The organism is Mucilaginibacter sp. L3T2-6 (assembly GCF_030519355.1).
GTDB lineage: Bacteria > Bacteroidota > Bacteroidia > Sphingobacteriales > Sphingobacteriaceae > Mucilaginibacter.
The window spans coordinates 55,305-76,663 of the sequence record NZ_JAUMKC010000003.1 but is presented as its reverse complement, the minus strand read 5'-3'; the positions used below and the strand labels follow the sequence as shown (position 1 = coordinate 76,663).

The 21,359-nt window shown below is 47.9% G+C and carries 19 protein-coding genes; 15 read left to right on the top strand and 4 right to left on the bottom strand.

Annotated features, from left to right (window positions below):
- Positions 1 to 58: 58 nt before the first annotated feature.
- From Q3W13_RS04665 to Q3W13_RS04655, 3 genes are all read left to right on the top strand, one after another.
- A complete protein-coding gene (locus Q3W13_RS04665) occupies positions 59 to 268 on the top strand; it encodes a hypothetical protein (protein WP_302861751.1) in 210 nt (69 codons plus the stop codon).
- A 242-nt stretch (positions 269 to 510) separates the two neighbouring features.
- Entirely contained in the window at positions 511 to 750 is a 240-nt protein-coding gene (locus tag Q3W13_RS04660) for a hypothetical protein (protein ID WP_302861750.1), read from the top strand.
- A gap of 224 nt (positions 751 to 974) precedes the next feature.
- A complete protein-coding gene (locus Q3W13_RS04655) occupies positions 975 to 2,000 on the top strand; it encodes a ComEC/Rec2 family competence protein (protein ID WP_302861748.1) in 1,026 nt (341 codons plus the stop codon).
- Positions 2,001 to 2,004: 4 nt separating this feature from the next.
- Here Q3W13_RS04655 and Q3W13_RS04650 read toward each other — a convergent pair whose 3' ends face one another.
- Complete coding sequence (locus Q3W13_RS04650) at positions 2,005 to 2,811, bottom strand: hypothetical protein (protein WP_302861747.1); 807 nt, start codon at positions 2,809 to 2,811, stop codon at positions 2,005 to 2,007.
- A gap of 152 nt (positions 2,812 to 2,963) precedes the next feature.
- Between Q3W13_RS04650 and Q3W13_RS04645 the strand changes: the two genes are divergently transcribed.
- The 9 genes from Q3W13_RS04645 to Q3W13_RS04605 all read left to right on the top strand — a co-directional run bounded on the left by Q3W13_RS04645 (position 2,964) and on the right by Q3W13_RS04605 (position 9,761).
- Positions 2,964 to 3,275 (top strand): DUF6232 family protein, encoded by a 312-nt coding sequence (locus tag Q3W13_RS04645; RefSeq protein ID WP_302861745.1) that lies wholly within the window; start codon positions 2,964 to 2,966, stop codon positions 3,273 to 3,275.
- Between the two features lies 1 nt (position 3,276).
- Complete coding sequence (locus Q3W13_RS04640) at positions 3,277 to 3,810, top strand: hypothetical protein (RefSeq protein WP_302861743.1); 534 nt, start codon at positions 3,277 to 3,279, stop codon at positions 3,808 to 3,810.
- A 9-nt stretch (positions 3,811 to 3,819) separates the two neighbouring features.
- Positions 3,820 to 5,106, top strand: a complete 1,287-nt coding sequence (locus tag Q3W13_RS04635; RefSeq protein ID WP_302861741.1) for a DUF4407 domain-containing protein — start codon at positions 3,820 to 3,822, stop codon at positions 5,104 to 5,106.
- A 1-nt stretch (position 5,107) separates the two neighbouring features.
- Entirely contained in the window at positions 5,108 to 6,064 is a 957-nt protein-coding gene (locus tag Q3W13_RS04630; protein ID WP_302861739.1) for a DUF4407 domain-containing protein, read from the top strand.
- Positions 6,061 to 7,659 carry a hypothetical protein gene (locus Q3W13_RS04625; RefSeq protein WP_302861736.1) on the top strand — a complete coding sequence of 533 codons (1,599 nt, stop codon included), beginning with the start codon at positions 6,061 to 6,063 and terminating at the stop codon, positions 7,657 to 7,659. Before Q3W13_RS04630 ends, Q3W13_RS04625 begins: the two co-directional genes overlap by 4 nt.
- Entirely contained in the window at positions 7,656 to 8,165 is a 510-nt protein-coding gene (locus Q3W13_RS04620; protein WP_302861734.1) for a hypothetical protein, read from the top strand. Before Q3W13_RS04625 ends, Q3W13_RS04620 begins: the two co-directional genes overlap by 4 nt.
- A complete protein-coding gene (locus tag Q3W13_RS04615) occupies positions 8,129 to 9,100 on the top strand; it encodes a hypothetical protein (RefSeq protein WP_302861732.1) in 972 nt (323 codons plus the stop codon). Before Q3W13_RS04620 ends, Q3W13_RS04615 begins: the two co-directional genes overlap by 37 nt.
- Before the next feature lie 76 nt (positions 9,101 to 9,176).
- Entirely contained in the window at positions 9,177 to 9,392 is a 216-nt protein-coding gene (locus Q3W13_RS04610) for a hypothetical protein (RefSeq protein WP_302861731.1), read from the top strand.
- Positions 9,393 to 9,446: 54 nt separating this feature from the next.
- Positions 9,447 to 9,761, top strand: coding sequence for a hypothetical protein (locus Q3W13_RS04605; RefSeq protein ID WP_302861730.1), 315 nt, complete (start codon positions 9,447 to 9,449; stop codon positions 9,759 to 9,761).
- Positions 9,762 to 10,047: 286 nt separating this feature from the next.
- Here Q3W13_RS04605 and Q3W13_RS04600 read toward each other — a convergent pair whose 3' ends face one another.
- The gene (locus Q3W13_RS04600; protein ID WP_302861728.1) at positions 10,048 to 10,233 is read right to left on the bottom strand and encodes a hypothetical protein; all 186 of its coding nucleotides are present in this window, start codon (positions 10,231 to 10,233) and stop codon (positions 10,048 to 10,050) included.
- A gap of 797 nt (positions 10,234 to 11,030) precedes the next feature.
- Between Q3W13_RS04600 and Q3W13_RS04595 the strand changes: the two genes are divergently transcribed.
- From Q3W13_RS04595 to Q3W13_RS04585, 3 genes are all read left to right on the top strand, one after another.
- Positions 11,031 to 11,492, top strand: a complete 462-nt coding sequence (locus Q3W13_RS04595) for a hypothetical protein (RefSeq protein WP_302861727.1) — start codon at positions 11,031 to 11,033, stop codon at positions 11,490 to 11,492.
- Between the two features lie 663 nt (positions 11,493 to 12,155).
- On the top strand, positions 12,156 to 13,025 hold the full coding sequence (locus Q3W13_RS04590; protein ID WP_302861725.1) for a DUF1837 domain-containing protein: 870 nt from the start codon (positions 12,156 to 12,158) through the stop codon (positions 13,023 to 13,025).
- The gene (locus Q3W13_RS04585) at positions 13,025 to 15,535 is read left to right on the top strand and encodes a DEAD/DEAH box helicase (protein ID WP_302861722.1); all 2,511 of its coding nucleotides are present in this window, start codon (positions 13,025 to 13,027) and stop codon (positions 15,533 to 15,535) included. The genes Q3W13_RS04590 and Q3W13_RS04585 overlap by 1 nt, the downstream gene beginning before the upstream one ends.
- 684 nt (positions 15,536 to 16,219) lie before the next feature.
- Here the strand turns inward: Q3W13_RS04585 and Q3W13_RS04580 are convergent.
- Complete coding sequence (locus Q3W13_RS04580; protein ID WP_302861720.1) at positions 16,220 to 16,909, bottom strand: hypothetical protein; 690 nt, start codon at positions 16,907 to 16,909, stop codon at positions 16,220 to 16,222.
- Positions 16,906 to 21,354 (bottom strand): glycosyl hydrolase family 18 protein, encoded by a 4,449-nt coding sequence (locus tag Q3W13_RS04575; RefSeq protein ID WP_302861719.1) that lies wholly within the window; start codon positions 21,352 to 21,354, stop codon positions 16,906 to 16,908. Before Q3W13_RS04575 ends, Q3W13_RS04580 begins: the two co-directional genes overlap by 4 nt.
- Positions 21,355 to 21,359 lie beyond the last annotated feature (5 nt).

The following is a 21,359-nucleotide window of genomic DNA, read 5'->3' as shown; positions in this document are numbered from 1 at the left end:
CGTAAAAAAAGCAGCCATCAGCTTTCTATTTTCGACTAAAATCTTTCATCCTGATGATATGAAAACACTGTTATTATTTGCGGTCCTGTCCTTTACGGTTGCGCACCATGCCGCCGACACCGTTTACATTTGCAAAGGCTCCAAAGGAAAGAAATACCATTTACGGTCTGACTGCCGCGGCTTGAGCCATTGTTCGCATAAGGTAGTAAAAATGAAACTGGCGGATGCACAGAAAGAAGGACGGACGCTTTGCGGATTTGAGAAGTAATCCTTTTTTAATTGCTTCATTACGGAAAACCGTAAAATACGCGGGCTATGAACCGCGATATTTGAATTCTAAACGTAAAATAATTCATGATCATGGAAACAATCCAAGCCATCAAGCCCGGCCCAAAACCATACCAGCGCAAACACCCCGATTTGAAGCTGCACATTCACAAATCCGTGAAAAAAAACGTTAGCAAGGGCCCCTTCAACAGCAAACATCATTGATCCAAAAAGTATAAGCAAATGGCTATCTATCATGACGCTCAATATTTAAAACAAGGCCATAATAGTGCCTTCAATACCGACCACAGGCCCGGCGGTAATGTTCCTCATTCCGGAATCTACCGCTGCATGGGCTGCGGACGGGAGATTGTGGCAGAAGAGCGCCGGCAGTTCCCGCCGCATAGCCACCACCAGCACACGGCCGCACAGGGAATCATTCGCTGGCGAATGACCGTATACGCCGATCACCAGGCAAAGTGATTTTATAACCATCATCAGGCTGCAGGCAGCAGTAAAAAACCAGGCAGCTGACCACCCCGTCGACTGCGCAAGGCAGTGACGCTTGCGAGACCGGCCCCAATCTCCTGCCTGCCGGAAAGGTATTCAAACGTTATCATTTAGCTTATTATTACTGGCGGTACACGTAATGTGAACTATTGAAAATTACATTTGCACTCCTTATCTTAGACCTAAACCTTATTTGCATGAAATACCTGATTGGCTTTTTTTTACTGTTTGCAGGCAGCGCGAACGCGCAGCAACAACAGCCCCATCCTGACGAAACTGTTGAAGTCAGGGTGCTGGACGTCGGTGCCGGTTTGTGTAACCTGATCAAAATGCCGGGGAACAAATACATCATATATGATGCAGGCGGGGACTATAACACCAATGGCAACCGGACGGTAGAACAAATAAAAAGCTTCATCCCTGCAGGCAGCGAAATTGAGCTGATGGTACTGAGCCATACGGATGCCGATCATATTGTGGCGGCCGGCCAGGTAATCAGGGACTTTAAAGTAAAAAAGCTGTTGTGGGGAGGCTACGAGCGTTCGATGATAGATGCGGAGCAACCTACAGCGGCTTATCAGCGAATTATTGCTGCCCTTGACGAGATAAGGTCAACTGAAAACGTCAACCTTAACCAGCGGGACAGTGTGATCACGCCAGGTAATCATTTTACTATCGGCTCAACCACCATTACTTTTCTCTGCGGTTTCGGGAAACCCCTCCCGGAGTGGGGGCTCACCGACAAAGCGGAAAAGCTCAATGCCGTCAGCATTGTCATGCGCCTGGATTTTGCCGGCAATTCCGTTCTGTTTTGCGGGGATGCCGTCGGCCGGCACCGCGATGATCCGGAAGATGCACTGATCGCCACTGAAAAATTCATGGTTGAAAAAGCACGGCAATATTTACCCTGCACGGTAATCATCGCACCTCATCACGGCGCAAAGAACGCCAGCTCCGCCGCCTTCGTCAACCTTGTCAGGCCCAAGGCCGTCGTTTTCTCCGCGGGCCACAAATTTCACCACCCGGAAACCCTAACCGCAAAACGGTACCTGCAATACGTATCCGCCAGCAGCATATTTCGCACCGACAGGGGAGATGATGAAGGCGGGACGGAATGGGATTATCTCCGCGTGCCGGGCACAAGGGACGGTTACAACGATGATAATATTGATATCCTGCTAGAAAGCGATCACAGCTATAAGGTGTTTTATTTAGATAAGTAGTGCACTAGTATTTGTTAAGGTCCCACCGGCCAGCGTTCCAAACGATTTTATAGCGGTCTTCAGGATGAATTTCATAAGTAACAACAGTGGAAATGCCGGTAACCAGCCGGATAAGAATTTTGGACTGGTTACGTTTGAGCGTATGCGCATAACCCGGTTGAAGGCTCAGTTCCTCCCAATTTACCCGGTCGTTGCTGATCAGATATTTTACGGATTGTGCGGTTCCATTGGCAATATTGTAGCTGTACACACTATTTGCTTGCTTTGAAGTGTCGATAACTGCAACCACTTCCAAATGGACACTAACAGGGGTAGCCAGGTTGTTATTCCTGAAGCCAAAATAGATCGTTGGGCTGATACAACTTTGAGTGGCCTGGCATATGCTCATAATACCACTGTTTTGTTTACAAAAAGTCCAGGAATGATCCTGTTTTCCCAGGAAGGCATTCGCATCGAATACATTGCTGAAAATAAAATGGTCGATTGATTTGCCGTCGGTGTTACTTATAACAAATTGGGCAAGTGAAGCTTCCATCGACAACTGTCCGGGCAATACATTTTTTAACAATTGGAAAAGTTTTTCAGGTGGAGAGGAAGTTGCAGCCGCGCCGGTTGTGATCCGGTAAACTAATGCACTGGTTTTTTCGGGTAAATCGAGCTGAATGATATTCCGGCTGTTGCTATTGCTATTGACAAATATATTGCCCGCTGAATGGACAATAAATGATTGATCTAACAAACTCTGATATTGCTGCGCCGAGCAAACTGAGCATACAAGAAGCGCTAAGATAAAGTGAATTGTTTTATTCATAACAAGGTTGGTTTATCGAATATGTATAGAAGGATAGATGAACAATAATAAGAAGAATAGTTAAAATATCCCTGCTCTTTACGGTTTCCCGTAAAATTCGTTTCCATGCTAAGGCTACTTTTGAGATAGTTACCATTCACCAATAACTTATCATGGAAGCACCTGTTCAAAATGAGGTTGTGTTTTACCGGGACGGAAATGTCACTGTATCCCGGGCAAAATTCATCAAACTGCCCATTATCATAGTTGTACATGGCTTTCTATTACTTTTTTCCGACTGCGCAGGAGTTGCCGGTCTGATTTTCACCGCGCTCGGCATCATCATTCTATTTGCGATTAAAAATGAATTTGCCGTACGGATCAGCACCAATTCCGGTGAATCCAACAGTATTATCTCAAAAGACAAAACCTATATACAGAAGATCGTAAACGCCCTGAATGAAGCGATCATCCACCGCGGGTAACATGACGAAACTTTTGCCGATCATACAAACGGTGTTATACAGGCTGATGAACCTGTTTACCTTCCGGCCTGCGGAGATCGTTGACTTTTATACTGACCAGTTGCTGCTTTTTCAGGGGGCGACCTGCAGGGTAGCCTGGAAGGCCAGGAACGCATATGCCGTCAAGCTGGTGCTGAACGGAAAGTCTTATAAGAGTTATAAACCCAGCGCGATGGCTGAATTGCCAGTCAGTGATGTTTTCCGGGTTGAAATTATTGCACGGGGAATTTACGGTAATGCCCGGCAATCGCTGGCCGTGAAAGTGAATGATGTGCAGTTCAAAGAAGCTGTACAATTCGGATTGGCTGCGGCAGCTGAAACACGTCCGAAAGTGCACAAGTCCTTAAGTGTTCGTCCGAATGCGATGTTGCCCGTTACGCCGGCTCCGATCCTGATGCCTTTGCCGGTAACGCTTGACAATCCGTTCCTCGTTGCCTCCCGCGAAAGCCTGGAGCAGGATATCATTACTAATTCTTATCAATCTGAAAATAATTAAAAATAGATTATGCGCACCGAATATTACGAAAACCCGAAGCCGACCTGGCTGATGCAGCAGTTCTGGAAGATATCCGGAGCGGATAAGTATATTCTTCAGAAAAGCACGTATTCCGACCAGGTTAAATATACCTGTATGGGCGGTATCGTCCTGGCTACAGGCGTCATGGCGGCATTGGCCGGCGGCTATGCATTTTATACCATTTTCGCGCCGAAAGGCGATGCCATAGATGATATCAAAACCATTATCCATTCCGGGCATTATGATCCGACTGATATCCCGACCGCCATCCTTGCTGCCGTATTTGGCCTGATCTGGGGCGCGATCATTTTTAATATCGATCGTTTCATCGTCACCAGTACCGGCAAAGGCGATGGTACCGAAGCCATCACCAGGCAGGAACTAAAAAGCGCCCTGCCCCGCATCATCATGGGCGCCATTATCGCCCTGACTATTTCCAAGCCTGTTGAGATCAGGATGTTTAAAAGCGAGATCGACGCCAAACTATACCAGACACAGCTCGAGGCGCAAAAAAACTACGAGATTAAAACGCGCAAAAATTTTGAGGACCGCATCAAAGACCTCGACCGGGAAAACAGCGCTATTGAAACCCGCATCGAGGGCTACATGAAAGTCATCGCCACCAAAGATTCGCTCTGGAACATCGAAACGTCGAAGGGCCAGGGCGGCCGCGGGCAGGGCGAGGGGCCGATGGCGCTTTCCTACAAAGCCGAGCGCGACAGGGTAGAAGCGGAAAAGAACCAGTTCGTAGCCATGAACAAAACCAAAATCGAGGATATCGAAAAAAGGCGTGCGGCGATGAACGCAGAACTGGAAACTGCGCTCAAAAAGAACAAGTCGGTGTCCGCCGGCCTCGACGGTTTGCTGGAGCGCATTAAGATCGCCCATGAGCTGGCGCCCGGTATTTCTATTTTCATCACCCTGCTTTTCATGGCCATCGAGCTGACGCCGATCTTCTTTAAGCTGATGCTGATCAAAGGGCCGTATGATTATTTGGAGGAAAACATCAAAGACCTCGTTAAGGCACAAAACGGTATCGAGATACAGCACGACTACTACACCGATAAGGAAGGCCTTGAACGCGACCTGGTCATCCACCACGAGGTGGAACGAATGACCAGCATGAAGGCCCGCGTCATCGAGGCGCAGAAAGAGCTCAATGAATATATTATCCAGCGATGGAAAGACCGCCAAAAAGAGGAGATCGATAACAATCTCGACGCTTATGTTTCCACTGTAATGGACGGAGATACCACTCAAACAGCAGCCAGCTGATATGTCGCTCCAACTGACCCTTTGGAAAGCCAGCGGCGAAGACCCCTGGATACTTGCTGAATGCGGGCATCCCGGCATACAAAACCGTTTCGCCCTCATCGGCCTGATCGGACGCGCAGTGGCTGCGCTCAGCTTTATATCCTGCTGCTATTCTTTTGCTATGCTGTTCGACAATATCTGGATGGCAATACCCGTGTCGCTCATTTTTGCCTGGATGGTCAATAATATTTACGAGGTCCTGCTGGGTACCCTGGCTAAACCCGTCCTGAAGAACAAATACGAAGGGGTGATCAAACACCTGTCCATCAGCCTGCGGATCGGTTTTATTGTCTTTTTTGCTGTCTTTATCTCCAAGCCGCTGGAAGCCTGGCTATTTGAAGGTACCCTGTCCGGCCGGGTAGAACAACTCAAGGCTGCGGAAATCCGGAAGGCCGAAAAACAAATCGGGCTGCAGTTTCAAAGGCACGTTATCCAGCTGGAGCACGACATCAGCAAAAAGCAGCGCCTCTCTTATGACCAACAGCAAATCCAGCTTTTACAAGCGCAGCTTACGGCTGCCTTGCATGACCGCGACGAAGCATTGCAGCGCATCGGATTCGTCATCGGGCGGGCCGACTATTTCATCCAGCGGATCCAGCTGTTAACCTCCGGCGGGGTATTCGCCCTTTCGTGGCTGGTGACGACCGGGATGGTCGTCCTCTTTTTATCCCCCGTTTACCTCAAATGGAAGATCAACACGGCTAACCCTTACCTGATCCGGAAAACCGCTGTTTACCGCGATATCGTGGAATCAGACTACCTGGAATTTAAGGAGACCTACCGCCAGATCTTCCTCGAAAAGTACCAGCTGGATATCCGGTACCATGAACGCCATACGGATCCGCCTTATAATACGCAACTCATCACCGATGCCCGGGTGTTCGGCACGCAGGAACAATTTTTTGAACGGTATTTATGAGTACTTACTGGACATCCGAAACCATCACGGTTGCAGACCGCACCTATATCAAAGGCCGGTTCCGGGGCAAGTACCACGCGGAACGAAGCGAGACTGCTTCCAGTCACCATGTGGAATATTTCCGGATGCACATTTACCAAGCAGAAATCACTTTAGACGCGGTTCGCAAGGAGGACCAGGGCGAGTTTCCCGGAGCCGCAGATCTGCATGATTTCGATGGCAGCTTTGCCCAACCCGTGAACTGTTACGACCCCACTGCCGATGCCTGGTTCCGGTTGCACATCCATGAGCCGAAGCTCAGCGATATTACCTTATCAAAAATTGTCCGTGAAGGCAGCGAAAACCTCGGAACCATTTCCGGCACTCTTTACGGTTATATAACCAGGCTGCGGACGGAAGACAGAAAAGTAGCTCATGAAAAGCCTGACGCCATCCCGGATATCCCGGTCAGCAACCAACAGGAATGGACCCGCACGGCCACCCATGAATTTATTTACCGGGACGGGGCCCGTTACCGAAGGGATTATTACCAGCATTCAACCGGTAAATTCCGGTGGGGCGAATGGTATGCCGTCGCCCAGCCGTTATCATTCATTTCTGTATTACAATTTTTGTCCGGCCTGTTCTGCTGCGGGCTGGCCATATTTTTCCTCATCAGCTTTTCCCGGGCCGGGCTTTTCATCCTCGGTTTTGTCTTCTTTTCCTTCCTGTTCAGAAAAATCAGGCGTTCCGTATTTGCAGGCGCTGTCTTCTCCGGGTTTTACGGGCTGACCCTGCTTTTCTTCCTGGCTTGTTTTGGTATTGGCCTGTTCAATAACTTCACCAAAAGTAACGCCGGCCATCTAATCCCTCATGCGGAAAACAAACGGAATTACACCACCACCGCTCCGGTCAGGCATACCCATAAGCCTGACGCCTGGATCATCCACCACCGCGCCTGGGAAGACATGAACGGCAATGCCTATGAGGGCGACGTACGCGTTTTGGCTTCCGCTTACCAAATGGCCAAAAATGATCATAAAAACCTGCAGGGTTTAACCTCGTTTGCAGCGATCTACCGTTCCCTCGCAACCGCCGATACCTCACGGCTCAACGGCGTTTATACCTTATTTGACAGCCTGAAAAAAGCCCGGAAACCGGACACCCTGGCATTCGCCAACATGCTGGTCAGCTTCGTGCAGGACATACCTTATTGTACGGTTACTGCCGGGGAATGCGGCAGCCAGGAGGCGAACGACTACGCCGGGATGCCGTCCGCGGGCAATTACAGCTGCCTGGGCCAGGTGCCGTACGGCGTACAATCACCGGTCGAATTTATGGCCAATTTCCAGGGCGATTGCGACACGCGGACCCTCTTCCTGTTTACCCTTTTCGACCATTACCATTACCCCGCAGCCATACTCAGCAGCATGACCTTCCGGCATTCACTGCTCGGGCTGAAACTCCCTTTGCCGGGTTCGGCAAAGCGCCTGGGAACCGAGCGGTATGTGCTCTGGGAAACGACGGCCAAAGGCTTTGCGCCCGGCCAGCTCAGCCCGCAGGTGGATCATATGGATTACTGGGACTTCACCTTAATTAATGCTTCAAAATTATGAGAACCGACAATTTATTGAGCGCCCTTATTTTACTGACCTTTTGCGTCATTTTACTTTACCTGCTGATCCGGCTCACCATCAGCGGCTGGAAACGCAATTATTTTCCGACAGGGGCCTTAACCAACGCCCACAGCGCAGCACTCAGCGGGCAGCTCATCTCGGCCGCCACGCTCACCACCGCTACGCTCTTTCCACTGAAGGACTACCTCAACCTCATTTCGTCGGCCGGCCACATCAGTCTTTCGGCCGGCCCGCTCTGGGGCCTGCTGCTCATTTGTGCCTGTACAGCCGGCGCGGCCTATTTACTGGCCGCAACACTGGCCAAAATGGTCGCCAAAACAATTTTCAAGGGGAAATCAACCGCCGTGGAGTTCCAGGAAAACAACGTTACGTATGGAATACTTTATGGAGTTATAACGGTCGCTTTCGCCCTCGCCTTCATCCTCCCCGTTATTGTTTTAGTACAAGGATGGATACCCATGCCGTCAATTCCCACTATCAGATGAAAAGATTGGTGATTTTGGTGTTGATACTGGTGCCGTTCATGGCGAAACCCCGGCAACGGGATACCTGCTATTCCGGCCTTTATCTCAAAAACCTTTACGACCTCAAACCCGAAGATTATGCCTATACCGCCAGCTGCTGGTTATGGTTCGATTATAAAAACAAGGGTTTCGACCCGCTTAAAAATGCCGAAGTCGTCAACGCCAGGCAGGCCGAATTCACCGATCCCTACTATGCCGCTGCAGACCATAGCATGCGGCTGGCCAGTGAAACCGGGAAACTCACGCTGATCCATGACTGGCAGCTTAAAAACTACCCCTTCGACCGCCAAACCCTGCTGATCGAGCTGGAAGCCGGCCTCGACACCAGCAAAATGATCCTGAAAGCAGCCCCCGGCAATTTTAAAATCCATGAAGATATGCACCTGCCCGGCTGGCATATCCTCGGCTACTCCGCAACCGAAACGGTTGCCCCCTATAACAGCGATTTTGGTGAAAGGCAGCTTCACGGAAAAAGCAGCTATTCCCGCATCACCTACCAAGTCAACATCGCCCGCGACTGCTGGGGCCTTTTCTTTAAATTACTCATCGGCCTGTACATCTCTTTCGCAGTCGCTTACCTCGTATTTTTCGTACCGCCCATACGCGACCAGCGCTTCGGGCTCAGCATTGGCGGTCTTTTCGCCGCCGTCGGCAACAAATACGTCATGGACAGCAACATTCCAGCTACCATATCTTTCTCCTTTGTCGATAAGATCCACGACCTCACCTTCCTTTTCATACTTGCCACGCTCATCCTGTCCGTCTGCTCCCTGAGAATCGCCGAAAACGGGAACAACCCGAAAGCAGAACGCTTCGACAGAAGAAGCGCAGCAATAGTCCTATCACTGTACGTCATCACGAACCTGGTGCTGATCACTGTTGCCAACAAAGGATGAGCAGGTAACCTGCCTACGGTTTTCCGTAAAAATTTGCATTCCCGGTACGGTAGCTTTGAAGCAAATCATCACGGTCATGAAAAAATTATTCCTAGGATTGCTGCTCGTTTCCTGTTGCCAGCTTGGCTGCTCAAAAACTGAAAACCAGCCAACGGTAACCAAAACCGATACTTCCTGCGGCACTTATAAAAGCGGACAACAGCTTTACAAAGGGTCTGAAGGCGGTTGTTATTATATCAACTCCAGCGGTAATAAAACTTACGTGGAACGGTCTGCCTGTTCCTGCAATTGATGGAAAAACTGAAGCTGGTACAAAAGCCAGACTTTATTTAAAAGGCATTATAGGATGAAAAATACAACCGCCTGTAACCCGCGCGGCGGTAACTACGATATCAATAAGTTTAACATATCTATTCACCAAATTCTATTTCTTATGCCAGTAGCTTTTGTCGAGCACAGGCCGCATGCTGCAAGCGAGCATGCGCCTACATCACACTACGTTGTTATCGTAACCGGCTCCCAGGCCGGGCCCAATTTTCCTACCCAATCCGCCGCAAAGGCATATGCCTGCAGGCAGGGATACCGTCCGGTGCATGTGGCACGGCAACGGCATTTACAGGACAGGAGGCAGCCCGCCCACTGGCGGGCGGATCCCTGTTAAGCCTGCCGGCTTTTTGAGGGCAGCGGTTTTGTTTAGATTGCTGTCCGGCTTCAAAACATCAAATCAATTTTTCGCCGGGTGGTTGCGCCGGTGGGGAATACGAAACGGTCGTCTACACTTCCCGTTCGCTTTTTCCAGCTATTGGTCCAAGTTGTACGCAATTGATGCGGTTAAGTCTTTTGCGTTATCAGAAAAATTGAGAAGGATAGATGCTGAATCTTTCTTGTTGGTAGAAATATCGCGTCTTCAGGTCAGTAATTAGATTTTCATTTAGCTGATGTTTTTATCAGGATTTCGTAAATACCGCATCGCTCAGTTCGTTATAGGTAAGCTTATCTACGCCCTGATCTTCCATGCAGGTCAGGGTATATTTGATGGCGCGAATGTCCATGACGAGGTCCTGTTCCTCTGACATCAGCCCGCCATTGCAGGTGACCTCTTTGGGTTTATCTTTTTCGGTGGCCAGGGTCATCCCGTCGATATCGAATTTTTCTCCATAGACCGTTCAAAAATTGCGATGGAAAGATGGGTCAACATCTGCCAGTCGGGGGTAATAATACTCAGGACCTTAGAACCTGTTCCGCTGAAGATCACGTGCTTGGGCAGCTCGATGCCTTTCACTTTCATTACCCGGGCGACATGATAAATAATGGCCGTATAGAAATATAAGACTACTATTTTGATATCCTCGTCTCTGGAAAGCAGGTTATTATAGGAGAACTGCCGGCCGCCGCTCAGCGATCGGTTGTGCTCCGTCGACAGCCTGTTCAGCCACCATAGTGGTATTAGCTATAGCTACGGTAACGCCCAGCCGACTCAGAAATCCGGCTACCTGATCAAGGTACCAACGGCTCACCTTGCCGAGCGCAGTAGCTTGCAGGTGTACCGGACGGACAATGCTGGGGCGAGCATGACGCTGCTGGCGGCTTTCCAGTGTCATACGAAATAGCAAGCCTTATTCATGCCTCAAAAATTTAGCAGACGCTGCTTTGTCTGCTTAAACTTTTGCGTCCGATCCAATATTTCCGGTTTGAAGCCATTGGCTTTGCTGAATTCTATAAACCATATCGTCCGTTAGACTGGCGCATATTATTGCAAATGCATAAGCCACCGCGAGCTCCCACCGCAGTTGAACAGCGTACATCTTAGCGCTAACGGGATTTAACACAGGTAAAACTTAGCCTGCTTACGGAAAACCGTATAGACGGCTATTCCAAACGCGCTAATTTTATTACCGGCAAGTCTTTAACGACTTTTAAAATTAAGCTCATGAAAAAGATAATTCAATTCACTGCCTTTGCGCTGCTGATCTGGATGGGCACTTCCTCCTGTAGCAAGTACTATGTTGCCGCTTCGGTGCAGCCCACTGATTTGTTCGCTGATTATGATGCGACACAACTAGCATACAATGTTCCCGCGGGAACGGTTCTGCTGCTGAAAGGAAAACCGAAGAACGGGTTCGTGCAGGCGAGGCACCATTATTACCCGGATTGCTTCTGGCTGAATTACGCCAATGTAAGCTTGGTTCCCGGTGCTGACCCGAAGCAGTATACAGCAGTTTATTCGCAGCTTGAGGCAGGCGGTACGGGTGATGCAGGATATGATGCCACGATACAGACCGGGCCCCGCGGAGGTAGGTACTATATCAATAAGAATGGAAAAAAGACCTATGTAAAAAGGGGTTCATCCGGTGGGGTAAAACATGTAGGAGGCGGGCGGGGACGGCATTAATAATAGGTTTATTATTGGCAGGCCTCAAGAAAATGGTAGTAATTCTCAAATCATAGATGATGCCTTCGCTTATCAACTTTGTTATTCGTGTTAAGGCTTTGTCTAAGTCGACTATCGAGTCTGAGTTAATAATAAATTGTTATCATTTGTTGGCAGTTGTGTATGTTACATTGCAGTGTATTACTTCGCCTTCGGTCAACCGCTAACAAATCATTAATACACCTGAAACGCCGTTTGGCCTATAACGAGACCTGTTGGATGTTTACCAGTTAATCGAATCATATAAATAAATCTAAGATGCGGGCCCTTTGTAGCGCGCGAATCTTTTTTGTATAAAAACGGGGTAAGTAAACGGTCAGGTGAATACTATTGGATGATGTAATTTTTTCAAGGCAAAGATATGCAGACGGTTATTCTATTGCCGTAGGTATCGACTTACAGGGGGTATAAATGGATATTTTTGCTTATAACATATGCCGAGATCGTTATTTTGTCTGTTCTGCATGGTTTATAGGCAATACCAAATCTCCTTTGTATATTCGTTTAACTTATTATTTTCCACGCTCCGGCTGTCGGTTGTTAAAATTATAAACTTGCCTTATTTACATTTTGGAACTCTCTGCAGAAAAATTAAGATCGCTTCGGTCCTATACCAACTCGTTAATGAACCATGTTTACTGGGTGCGCCAGGAATTCGATGTGGTGCCGAAAAAAGAACATGTGGCTTCGTGTATAAATTATGTGGACTTGCAGGAGTATCGGGATGAGTTTTGTGAGGAACTTGTGAATACGATACCTGAATGGATATACAGTAACCAAAAGGCGGCAAAGATCGTGGATATGATGGTCGCCGAGGAAGGGCGTAGCGACCGCAATGCACAATCTGCGCTACGGACGGTGACTTTTCAAAAGTTTAAAAATTCAGTCACAGAAGAGGTTTTCCTACAGGGACAGTTCGGAGAGCTGATCCTGTTCAACCTTTTGCAGGTTTTCTTTGACGCGGTGCCTTTACTGCGCAAGATGCCGATCACGAGTTCGGCCAATATGGAACGCTTCGGTGCGGATGCGATCCATTATAACTTTGAGGGTGGTACGCATTTGATCTATATTGGGGAGGCGAAAGCATACTCTAGCTCTTACAAATTCAATAAAGCTTTTGAGGAGGCGCTGTGCAGTATCCGCGACAACTATAAAAACCACAGGACGGAACTGAAACTGTATATCTATGATGATTTCCTGGACGAGGAACTGGTGCCGGTCGCCAAAGCCTATAAGCAGGGAAAACTGAGCCCGGTAGAGGTACACCTTGTTTCGATCATTTTATATAACGAAACGGATAAAGTAATTGGCGCAAATGAAACAGAAAAAAAGGCGTCGATCATGAAGATCGTAACGGACCGGACGGGTAAGATCGACAAAAACTTGTTTGATGGCATTGCCCCGGAATTGCTGCCACGTTTCAATTATATCTTTTTCCCTCTATGGGAAATGGCAGAATTGCTCAAATCTTTTCAACGCTTAATCGGGAAATAATGGAGATGAAGCAATCCAAAGCGGTATTGAACGAGTTGCTGAAGATCGATCTGCGCTCAAATGCTCTGAAGTTCAAATTCATCCCGGCGTATACTTATGAGTTGAACCGGGATTTTATCGTTGAGGCGATCGCGGTGCTGGATGAGCTCTCGCTGGCGAAGACGGATGATACCGACCGTTACTTAGTAGTGATCTCGGCGTTATTGTGGACCTATGCCAAACCGCAATGGTCGGGTTTGCAGCATTACCTGATCTTGTTCCTGACCCGGCGGGGTTTCGCGCCGACGGCGACGATGCTGGACGCGGGTTATAGTGAGGCCAGGGCTTTTGAGGGGAACTGTAGTTTACTGAACCAGTTCGCGATCTCGCTGGGGCAGCTGAATTACGAGATCCGAATCGCTGGGCGCAGGTTCCTGATAACCAGTTTCCAGAAAGAGGTTTGGGACGCGATCTCGGAAAGGGTCATGGTGGGTATCTCTGCACCAACCTCCGCAGGCAAATCCTATATTATCCTGATCAAGATGATGTCGCTGCTGCTGGAAAAGAAAGGGACAATGTTCTATATCGTGCCGACTTTGAGTTTGGTGGCACAAGTGGCGACGGATATCAAGCAGCAACTGGCGCTATTCCAGCTGGGGATGACAGTTGAGACGAATTATAACCCGCAGCGTTTTACCGCTGAAACGATCTATGTATTGACGCAGGAAAAGGCGATCGCGGCGTTCAGCCAGGCGGATAAACCGTTTGGTCACCTGCGGCTGCTGGTCGTGGATGAGATCCAGAATGTGGAGCGAGTAGCGGACGCGGATGACCAGCGGGCAAAGATTCTGTTCGACCTGATGACGGAGGTTAGGAACGCGCTGGCGATCGATAAAGTGATCATCTCGGGCCCCAGGGTGACCAATATTGCCCGGTTGGGAAAAGATATTTTCGGCATCGATGGATACGGGGCCTCGACCAGAAACTCGCCGGTAGTGAACTTGACTTACGCGCTGAAAAAAGTAAGTAACAGGGAGCACAGATTTAAATTATATTGTGACCTGAACAGCGAACCTTTGAGCCTGAAGATCGAGAACCAGCAGATGCTGGAAGGTTACGGACAATCGCGCTACACAGAAAAATATATGGGCTTCTTCAATGCTTTCATGTCTTGTTTCGACGCCCAGGAAAGTAATATCATTTTCTCGCCTACGGCCCCGGCCTCACGCAAGATGGCCAAGGAGTTGCGCTCATCTGCCGAAAGCGGGAACAACCCTTATCTAAGGGAATTATCAGACTATTTGAGCGATACCGTGCACGAGGATTTTGCGTTGAGCCATACGGTTCTGGGTGGGATCGCCTATCATAACGGCAAATTGCCGCATCATGTGCGCAACGCTGTGGAGGACGGTATCCGCAGGCAGCATATCCGGAACATCGTCTGCACGACGACCTTGCTACAAGGCGTGAACCTGCCGGTGAAGAATATCATTATCCGCAACCCAAACCTGTCGCTTACAAAGGTAAATGGTAACCAACCGAAGCTGACCAGTTATGAGACGGCCAACCTTCGAGGCCGGGCGGGGCGTCTGCTGAAAGACTTTATCGGGCGCACCTATGTTATGGACGAGGATAGTTTTCAGGATGTGGATGACCGGCAAACTTCTCTTTTCGAGAACACAGAAAAGAATATCACTGTGGGTTATAAGGAAGCTTTCGAAGGTAACAAGCAAAATATCATGGATGCCCTGACGAAGGGCACGGGGCAAACACCGGCGAATAGCGATTATAGTTACCTGCTAACCTATGTTCGCCAATCTATCCTGAAGTATGGTTCGTATGCGGGGCTAAGGCTGAAAGAGGTGGGTATCGAACTCTCGCCGGAACAGATCCAGGCAGAGCAGGAAGTACTGAATAAATTGGAGGTCAGCCGGGAGGTTTGCCTAGCTAACAGGTACTGGGACCCGGTGGACCAGAACCGTCTTTGGCAATTGTCGAAGAACTGGCTGATTCCAACCAGCGCAGCCGAACTGCAGATCGCCTTCAAGCTGAAAAACATTTTGTTGGAACTCAAGCAACATTTCCCGGTCTATTATAATCGCTTGTTCGGCATACAGGAAACCGAGAGCGGTGATCCGTTGCTGAGTGCCTGCATCAATGCGGAAAGCTGGCTCAAAGGACAATCCCTGAAACGAATCCTGGGTGCCGAATATTACGATACGAATGATAAGATCGAGCGGACGATCATTCTGCTTCAAAATACGATTTCGTTCGGTTTGCCTATGCTGCTGAAGCCGCTATATGATATGCGCGCGCCAGGCCAGATGTTCCTCCGATTTATTGAGCAAGGAGCGTATCAGCCGATGATCCGGCGGCTGATCGACTTGAACATTCCGCGCGAGACGGCTATTACGATCGATGAGAAATATAACCTGGGTGATCCGGACGATATTCCAGCGCTAAAGCGCAAGCTGGAGAACATTAAGGGGCAGCTTTCTTATTTCGACCAGGTACAATTACAGTTACTTTGAAATCAGTTATGGATCTTCAAAAGAAAGTCAGTTAGCTGTACGCGATCGCCAGGCGACGCCGGTTGAAGGGTTAGAAAAGATAGCACAGGCGAATTTGTATTTGCAGCAGGTTTATGAAGGGCGGTTCTTGTTGAATATCTCCGCTGAATGATCTTTTCTAGATATGTCTTTACTTCTATGCCGTCGTAATGACGTATTGTAAGAATCTGTCTTCTTGTTCTAGCGAAGAGTAACCTTTTCTTATTTGTTCGTCCGTGCTGACTCGGATGTATAGGCATACTATTTTCATAATGGGTGATCCCCGATTTATTCATCAACTCAGGATGGCAGGAAGCATTGGAACTTACTTGGCGGCTGAAGGATGTAGTCTGATGTAATTGAGCTTCTTTAGTTCGTTTGGTGGCGGATATACGTTACCGCTTCAGAGGATTGCTTGAATCAGAAATTTGTGTTGAGTTATGACGAACTGGTTGGAATTGTTTTATAACCCTTGTAAAAGCAGGTAAGATAAGGGGCTGACCAAAATTCATTATCTGATTTTTCAGTTGAATAAGACTATGCCATAAAATAGGGCGACAATGCGCTTAATTGAGTGTTATCAAGATTGGAGCATTGGGAGACCTAAAGTTGACTTTCAAATATTTACAGTAAAGAATTATTAATAAAATTTTTAGGAGTAATTACCTATTTCACACTAAACTGATAAACCCCACTTTCCGAACTATTTTTAAAAGAATCCTTCGTAACTACTTTCCAGTAATAAGTCTGTCCGGCAGTGACGGTTACACTAAAGGAACTGGTAGCTGAAGTGTTTGCCATGATAATTTGAGTGGGAGTTTTGTCAGTGCCGAAATAAACATCGTACATTAATGAGGCATCTGCCTGTACATCACTCCCTTTCCATTGTAACATAACCGATGTTGCAGATACGGTCGCGCCAAACTTCGGCGCAATCAACTCAGCCGGAAAGGGTGCGTACACTATTGCGCCTGGGCCGGAAGTGTAGAATTTCCAGGTATCGCTTTGTGCCGTAGATGACGATTTCGATGATTTGGAAATAACATACCATGAATAGGGAGTCGATCTTTTTAACAGTACATTAAGCGGTGAATTGTTAGCTTGCGCTACTGAATCTGCGTGGGTGTATAGATTTTTTATGTGCACTTCGTAACTGTTGGTATTTGCGTCCCCGCTCCACTGTAATTGGATTTCACTTACTGTGGCTGATTTGACTGTGCCAATAGTGCATACTGCATCAGTTGCCGGAAAAAGCAGGGTGGCCTTTCCCGGCGCGGCTGGTGGCGTAGGATTATTGTGTTTTGAGCACGCGGCTAAACAAAGAATTAGCATAATTCCAAAGATTATATTTTTCATCTTTTCTCGATTTTGTAGGTGAATTCTTTACCGTCAAGGTCGGCCTGAAGAATATAAAATCCATTGGCGAGCGTTTTGACATCCAATTGGATCACATTAGACGGTTGCCGAAAATCTTGTTTTAAAACATCCTTTCCCATCAATTCGGTAATCTTTATCGAAACTTTCTTGGGCTGCCGTCCGCCGAGATTCAGGTGCAAAACATCTTGAAACGGTACTGGGTACGGGGTAATGTCTGGGTTGATCTGAAATGTTTTCTTGAATGCGCCCTGGCATGGTTTGTCGGTCGTGACTACAACTTCATTATTACCGCTTGCTAATCGAAGTGAAACGCGGGAATTGGTTGTCGCCGTCATGTTTCCATTCAACTGTATATAATAAGTTCCTCCACCGGAAAGATCAAGGTTTACAACCCTTGTATTCGGATTGGCCGAAGCCAACACGGAAAGCGGTTGCGGCTGACCGACAGTCAGATCGTAGCATTGCTGGTAATTGCTTTGACCACTAATGGTTATACATAGGTGGTAATCACCTGCAGGCAGGTTATTGATGGACAAGGTTTGAACGAATGGGATATTATTGGAGCCGTTAGGTCCGGAGAGTGCAGCTGAATATTTCATCGCTGTTTTAGCCTCGACATTGATCGCACCATCGCTGTTTCCGCTGCAGCTGACGGATTGGACCGAAAGGTTGAAATTATCTGCCGGTAAACTAAATACAAAGCTAAAACCGGAGAAGGTGGCCGTCCCTCCTTTCGTCGTTAAAAAAATGTTTCCACTCGTCCCATCGCCAACGGTCGCGCTTACGGATGTAGCCGAATTCACTGTGAAACTAGCAGCCGGTGTTCCTCCAAAAGAAACAGCTGAGGTTCCGCTTAAATTCTTTCCAGTTATAGTAACAATCCCATCTTTCATAACGACCAGGGGATCGGCCGCTGTGATTTGTGGTTTAGGATAGTAAACAAAACCTGAAAAGCTTGCCTGGCCCCCGTCAGTTTTGACGAGAATATCGCCTGACGAACCTCCCGAGACCGTAGCATCGATTTCTTCAGAACTTACAAGTGTGTAACTACCAGCCGCTTTACCGCCAAATGTGACGCTTTGCATATTCTGAAAATTTGTACCGGTAATTTTAACGACTGTGCCATCTTTTCCACTTAACGGAGAGACAGCTGTAATGGCCGGTGCAGGGAGAAAAGTAAAACCTGCGTAGTTTACAGTCCCGCCTGGAGTGGTCACGGCGACATCGCCGCTTGCGCCGGCACCAACGACCGCCATGATGGTGTTAGGGTCAACAACAGTGAAGCTTTGTACCTGTGTCCCTCCAATGGTCACATCGCTGACATCTATAAATTGGCTTCCATAAATTGTGATTGTAGCGCCTTTGCCGCCAGTGAGTGGGGTTACAGAAGTAATTGTAGGAGGTTCTACAACGTTTACAGTGACACTCATACAATCGGTAAGGCCACATATTCCGACTCCTCGTAAATAGTAGGTTGTAGTTTTTGTGGGGTTTAACGTAAACACGCTTCCCCTTCCCGACGATGCGGTCGGTCCGTCACAGGCATCACGAGTTAATAACCAGGAAGCTCCTGAACCTAAAAAGCCTCCGACTTCGGTAATTTGTACCTGGGCGCCAGGCAAGATGTTATTCGAAGATAGCACCAACGAGGTTGGCAAAGTAGACATCGTGCAATTATTCACGGTTATCGAAGCACATCCTGTGGTATTGCAATCGCCCTCAGCCCGGACATAGTAAGTAGTCGTTGAATTTGGCGTTACGATGATGCTATTGGCGTGGCCGGAAGCGAAGATCGTTCCGCCGCAGCTTTCTGTATACCAACGCCATGTTGCATTGGTGCCGAGTGAGCCATCATTCAAGGTCAGTAAGGTTTGCGGCCCATTTGGCGTATCTGTCGTTTGTTGTGATATGGAAGTTGCTCCAACAGATGGTACACAGCCACCCACTGGATCGACTGTTATGCTTGCGCAATCTGTAATATTGCAATCGCCTTCTGCGCGAACATAATAGGTCGTGCGCGCTGTAGGGGTAACATAGATATTGTTGACGTGACCGGAGGCTATCAGATTTTTGCCGCAGCCATCAACATACCATCTCCAGGTCGCATTTGTACCGAGTGTGCTGCCGTTAACCGTTAACAGAATAGCCGGGCCGTCCACCGTGTTCGTAGTAGATTGTGTAATGTCCGTGGGCGCTGTTGAAGGTGTGCATGCTCCGACAGTGACCGTAGTTTTGGCGCAATCAGTAATATTGCAGTCATTTTCAGCGCGCACGAAATAGTCAGTTGTAACCGCAGGATTAACAGTCAATACCGTGCCTGCGCCGAGGTAGGTGCCGCCGCAATTACCGGAGTACCATTTCCAGGCGGCATTATTGCCTAATGAGCCTCCTACAGCTGTTAATGTGGTGGTGCCATTCGACGTCGTTTGAGATACCGAGGTGGGTGCCACCGATTGACTGCAAGAACTTCCAGCGGTGATGTTAATGCTGTTACTGCTTCCGGTGGAGGTGGTTCCGCTGCAATCTGCGAAGCCGGAATAATCAATGATCAATGTATAATTGCCCGGCGTGTTTACCGTGACCGATGTCAGGTTTGCACCTTGCTGAAACGGTGCGCCATCTTTAAGCCAACGATAATTGATGCTTGCTCCAGACCCAGGCGATTGGGCTTGGGTGGTCAGTGTTATGCTGCTGCCAGCTTGTAATTGTGTAGTAGCTGAACTGATTAACGGCGCGATACCGAAGTATTTTGTGTTGGAAACATTACTTTGGCAAGAGGTACAATCCGTGGCGCCGTAAGCATACATATTCCAACGGTACAACATGCCAGCGGTTAAACCCGTTGGCGTAAACGGTGATGTAGTGGGCTGACAAGGAGAAGTGTAAACAATATTTGATGCCCCATAAGGATATTTACTAATCTGGGCTCTAAAACTGCTTCCGCCACCCGACGAGAATGAAAGGAATAAATTTGACGAAGCTAATGTCGGCGCGCCGCAAATATCGGATCCGAAGGCGGCCGTAGGCGGCTGTGGAGTAGCACAGGTCGTACCTGTACTCGAGGTCCAATTTAATGTTAAATGATACTTTCCGCAGGCGTTGTATTGAGAGGGATTTTTCGGATATACTTTTGCATAAAGCATCGTTGATTGAGGGGAATCGTAGGAATATGTCAATAATTCGCTGGCAGTGCCAGTATTATAAGATTTTCCTATCGTTCCTCCGGATAAGCCGCTGTAAGGATATAGTTCCAAGTCATAGTCGGCCGGAAAGTTGGTCAGCGACAACGTTAGGGTACCCTTTCCGTCAACCGGTATCTTATACCAGTCCTGATCGTTCGGGTCGGGGATAATCCCGTCTACGCTTTCAGTGACATTATTTTGATTTAGGGGGTTAGATAAAAAATTTGTGGCGCTGCGCGTATCATTATTAGGTTCATTGCCGTCAACGCAGGTGCTTTTTGAGTTCATCGCGTTGTACATAGCGCCTAACAACGAATATGGATCGTTACCCAGGCGATCTTGACTTAATTCCCATGAAAAAACTCCCGCAGCGCCTTTTCCGACCTCATAATCGACTTTTTCTCCAATTAGCGTTTTCCCATTATAAAAATACCCTGCGACGTAATATCCCTCGAAGGTGCTTGGCGTGCCAACACCCGGATTGAGGTCCCCGTATCTTTGAGTTAAACCAGCATCATTCTTTCCGTAAAACGGTAAACCTAAAATCATTTTGCTGTAAGGACATCCTGCATTCGCCCAATCTGTCATTTCGGTTTGAGCTAATTGAAATGGCGAATGTGCACTTCCCCCACCCCCGTCATAAGCCATTACGTGTAAATAATCAAGATACGGGAGAGCAGTCGGCTTGATACCGGTATTCGAATGGTAATCATTTGCAGCGATACTTAACTTAAAACTTCGTCCTATACTTGCTCCTCGATTATCCAATTGGTTGCGTAGATCGCTCAATAGTTTCTCAAAATCATCTTTCTGCCCAGGTGTAGGCGTTTCCCAATCGATATCTACACCAGCTAAACCATTATCGATACAAAAATTCACACATTGTCGGACAAAACTACTCCGTTTGGTGTCATCATGGGCAACTGCCGGAAAGCGATTAATTGAATCCTTAGGTGGATTATCGACAATAGTAAGGTGTAACCGTACATTGTTGGCTTTGCAATGACCAAGCAGCTTTTTAAAGGCGACATCACTAACAGTTTTTATATTGCCTGAATGATCAACCCAAATTTGACCTGGTTTTTGACTAAAAAATATGGCATACCAAATGTCGGTTAGCTTGTTATATTGAATTCTATCAACACTATCAGCCCTGTAAGAAGGGAAATAGCCACCGACAATTTGAGCGTTTGAAACGGTCGCAGTGAATAGAACAAATAGAATAGCGATAAATGTCTTCATATCAA

What these genes read in the sequence shown, in the direction of transcription:
- Q3W13_RS04630 (WP_302861739.1), top strand. Translation starts at nt 5,108, where the DNA reads ATGTCGCTCCAACTGACCCTTTGGAAAGCCAGCGGCGAAGACCCCTGG.
- Q3W13_RS04590 (WP_302861725.1), top strand. Translation starts at nt 12,156, where the DNA reads ATGAACCATGTTTACTGGGTGCGCCAGGAATTCGATGTGGTGCCGAAA.
- Q3W13_RS04645 (WP_302861745.1), top strand. Translation starts at nt 2,964, where the DNA reads ATGGAAGCACCTGTTCAAAATGAGGTTGTGTTTTACCGGGACGGAAAT.
- Q3W13_RS04600 (WP_302861728.1), bottom strand. Translation starts at nt 10,233, where the DNA reads ATGACCCTGGCCACCGAAAAAGATAAACCCAAAGAGGTCACCTGCAAT.
- Q3W13_RS04665 (WP_302861751.1), top strand. Translation starts at nt 59, where the DNA reads ATGAAAACACTGTTATTATTTGCGGTCCTGTCCTTTACGGTTGCGCAC.
- Q3W13_RS04650 (WP_302861747.1), bottom strand. Translation starts at nt 2,811, where the DNA reads ATGAATAAAACAATTCACTTTATCTTAGCGCTTCTTGTATGCTCAGTT.
- Q3W13_RS04595 (WP_302861727.1), top strand. Translation starts at nt 11,031, where the DNA reads ATGAAAAAGATAATTCAATTCACTGCCTTTGCGCTGCTGATCTGGATG.
- Q3W13_RS04585 (WP_302861722.1), top strand. Translation starts at nt 13,025, where the DNA reads ATGGAGATGAAGCAATCCAAAGCGGTATTGAACGAGTTGCTGAAGATC.
- Q3W13_RS04625 (WP_302861736.1), top strand. Translation starts at nt 6,061, where the DNA reads ATGAGTACTTACTGGACATCCGAAACCATCACGGTTGCAGACCGCACC.
- Q3W13_RS04605 (WP_302861730.1), top strand. Translation starts at nt 9,447, where the DNA reads ATGAAAAATACAACCGCCTGTAACCCGCGCGGCGGTAACTACGATATC.
- Q3W13_RS04655 (WP_302861748.1), top strand. Translation starts at nt 975, where the DNA reads ATGAAATACCTGATTGGCTTTTTTTTACTGTTTGCAGGCAGCGCGAAC.
- Q3W13_RS04640 (WP_302861743.1), top strand. Translation starts at nt 3,277, where the DNA reads ATGACGAAACTTTTGCCGATCATACAAACGGTGTTATACAGGCTGATG.
- Q3W13_RS04615 (WP_302861732.1), top strand. Translation starts at nt 8,129, where the DNA reads ATGGATACCCATGCCGTCAATTCCCACTATCAGATGAAAAGATTGGTG.
- Q3W13_RS04635 (WP_302861741.1), top strand. Translation starts at nt 3,820, where the DNA reads ATGCGCACCGAATATTACGAAAACCCGAAGCCGACCTGGCTGATGCAG.
- Q3W13_RS04610 (WP_302861731.1), top strand. Translation starts at nt 9,177, where the DNA reads ATGAAAAAATTATTCCTAGGATTGCTGCTCGTTTCCTGTTGCCAGCTT.
- Q3W13_RS04575 (WP_302861719.1), bottom strand. Translation starts at nt 21,354, where the DNA reads ATGAAGACATTTATCGCTATTCTATTTGTTCTATTCACTGCGACCGTT.
- Q3W13_RS04620 (WP_302861734.1), top strand. Translation starts at nt 7,656, where the DNA reads ATGAGAACCGACAATTTATTGAGCGCCCTTATTTTACTGACCTTTTGC.
- Q3W13_RS04580 (WP_302861720.1), bottom strand. Translation starts at nt 16,909, where the DNA reads ATGAAAAATATAATCTTTGGAATTATGCTAATTCTTTGTTTAGCCGCG.
- Q3W13_RS04660 (WP_302861750.1), top strand. Translation starts at nt 511, where the DNA reads ATGGCTATCTATCATGACGCTCAATATTTAAAACAAGGCCATAATAGT.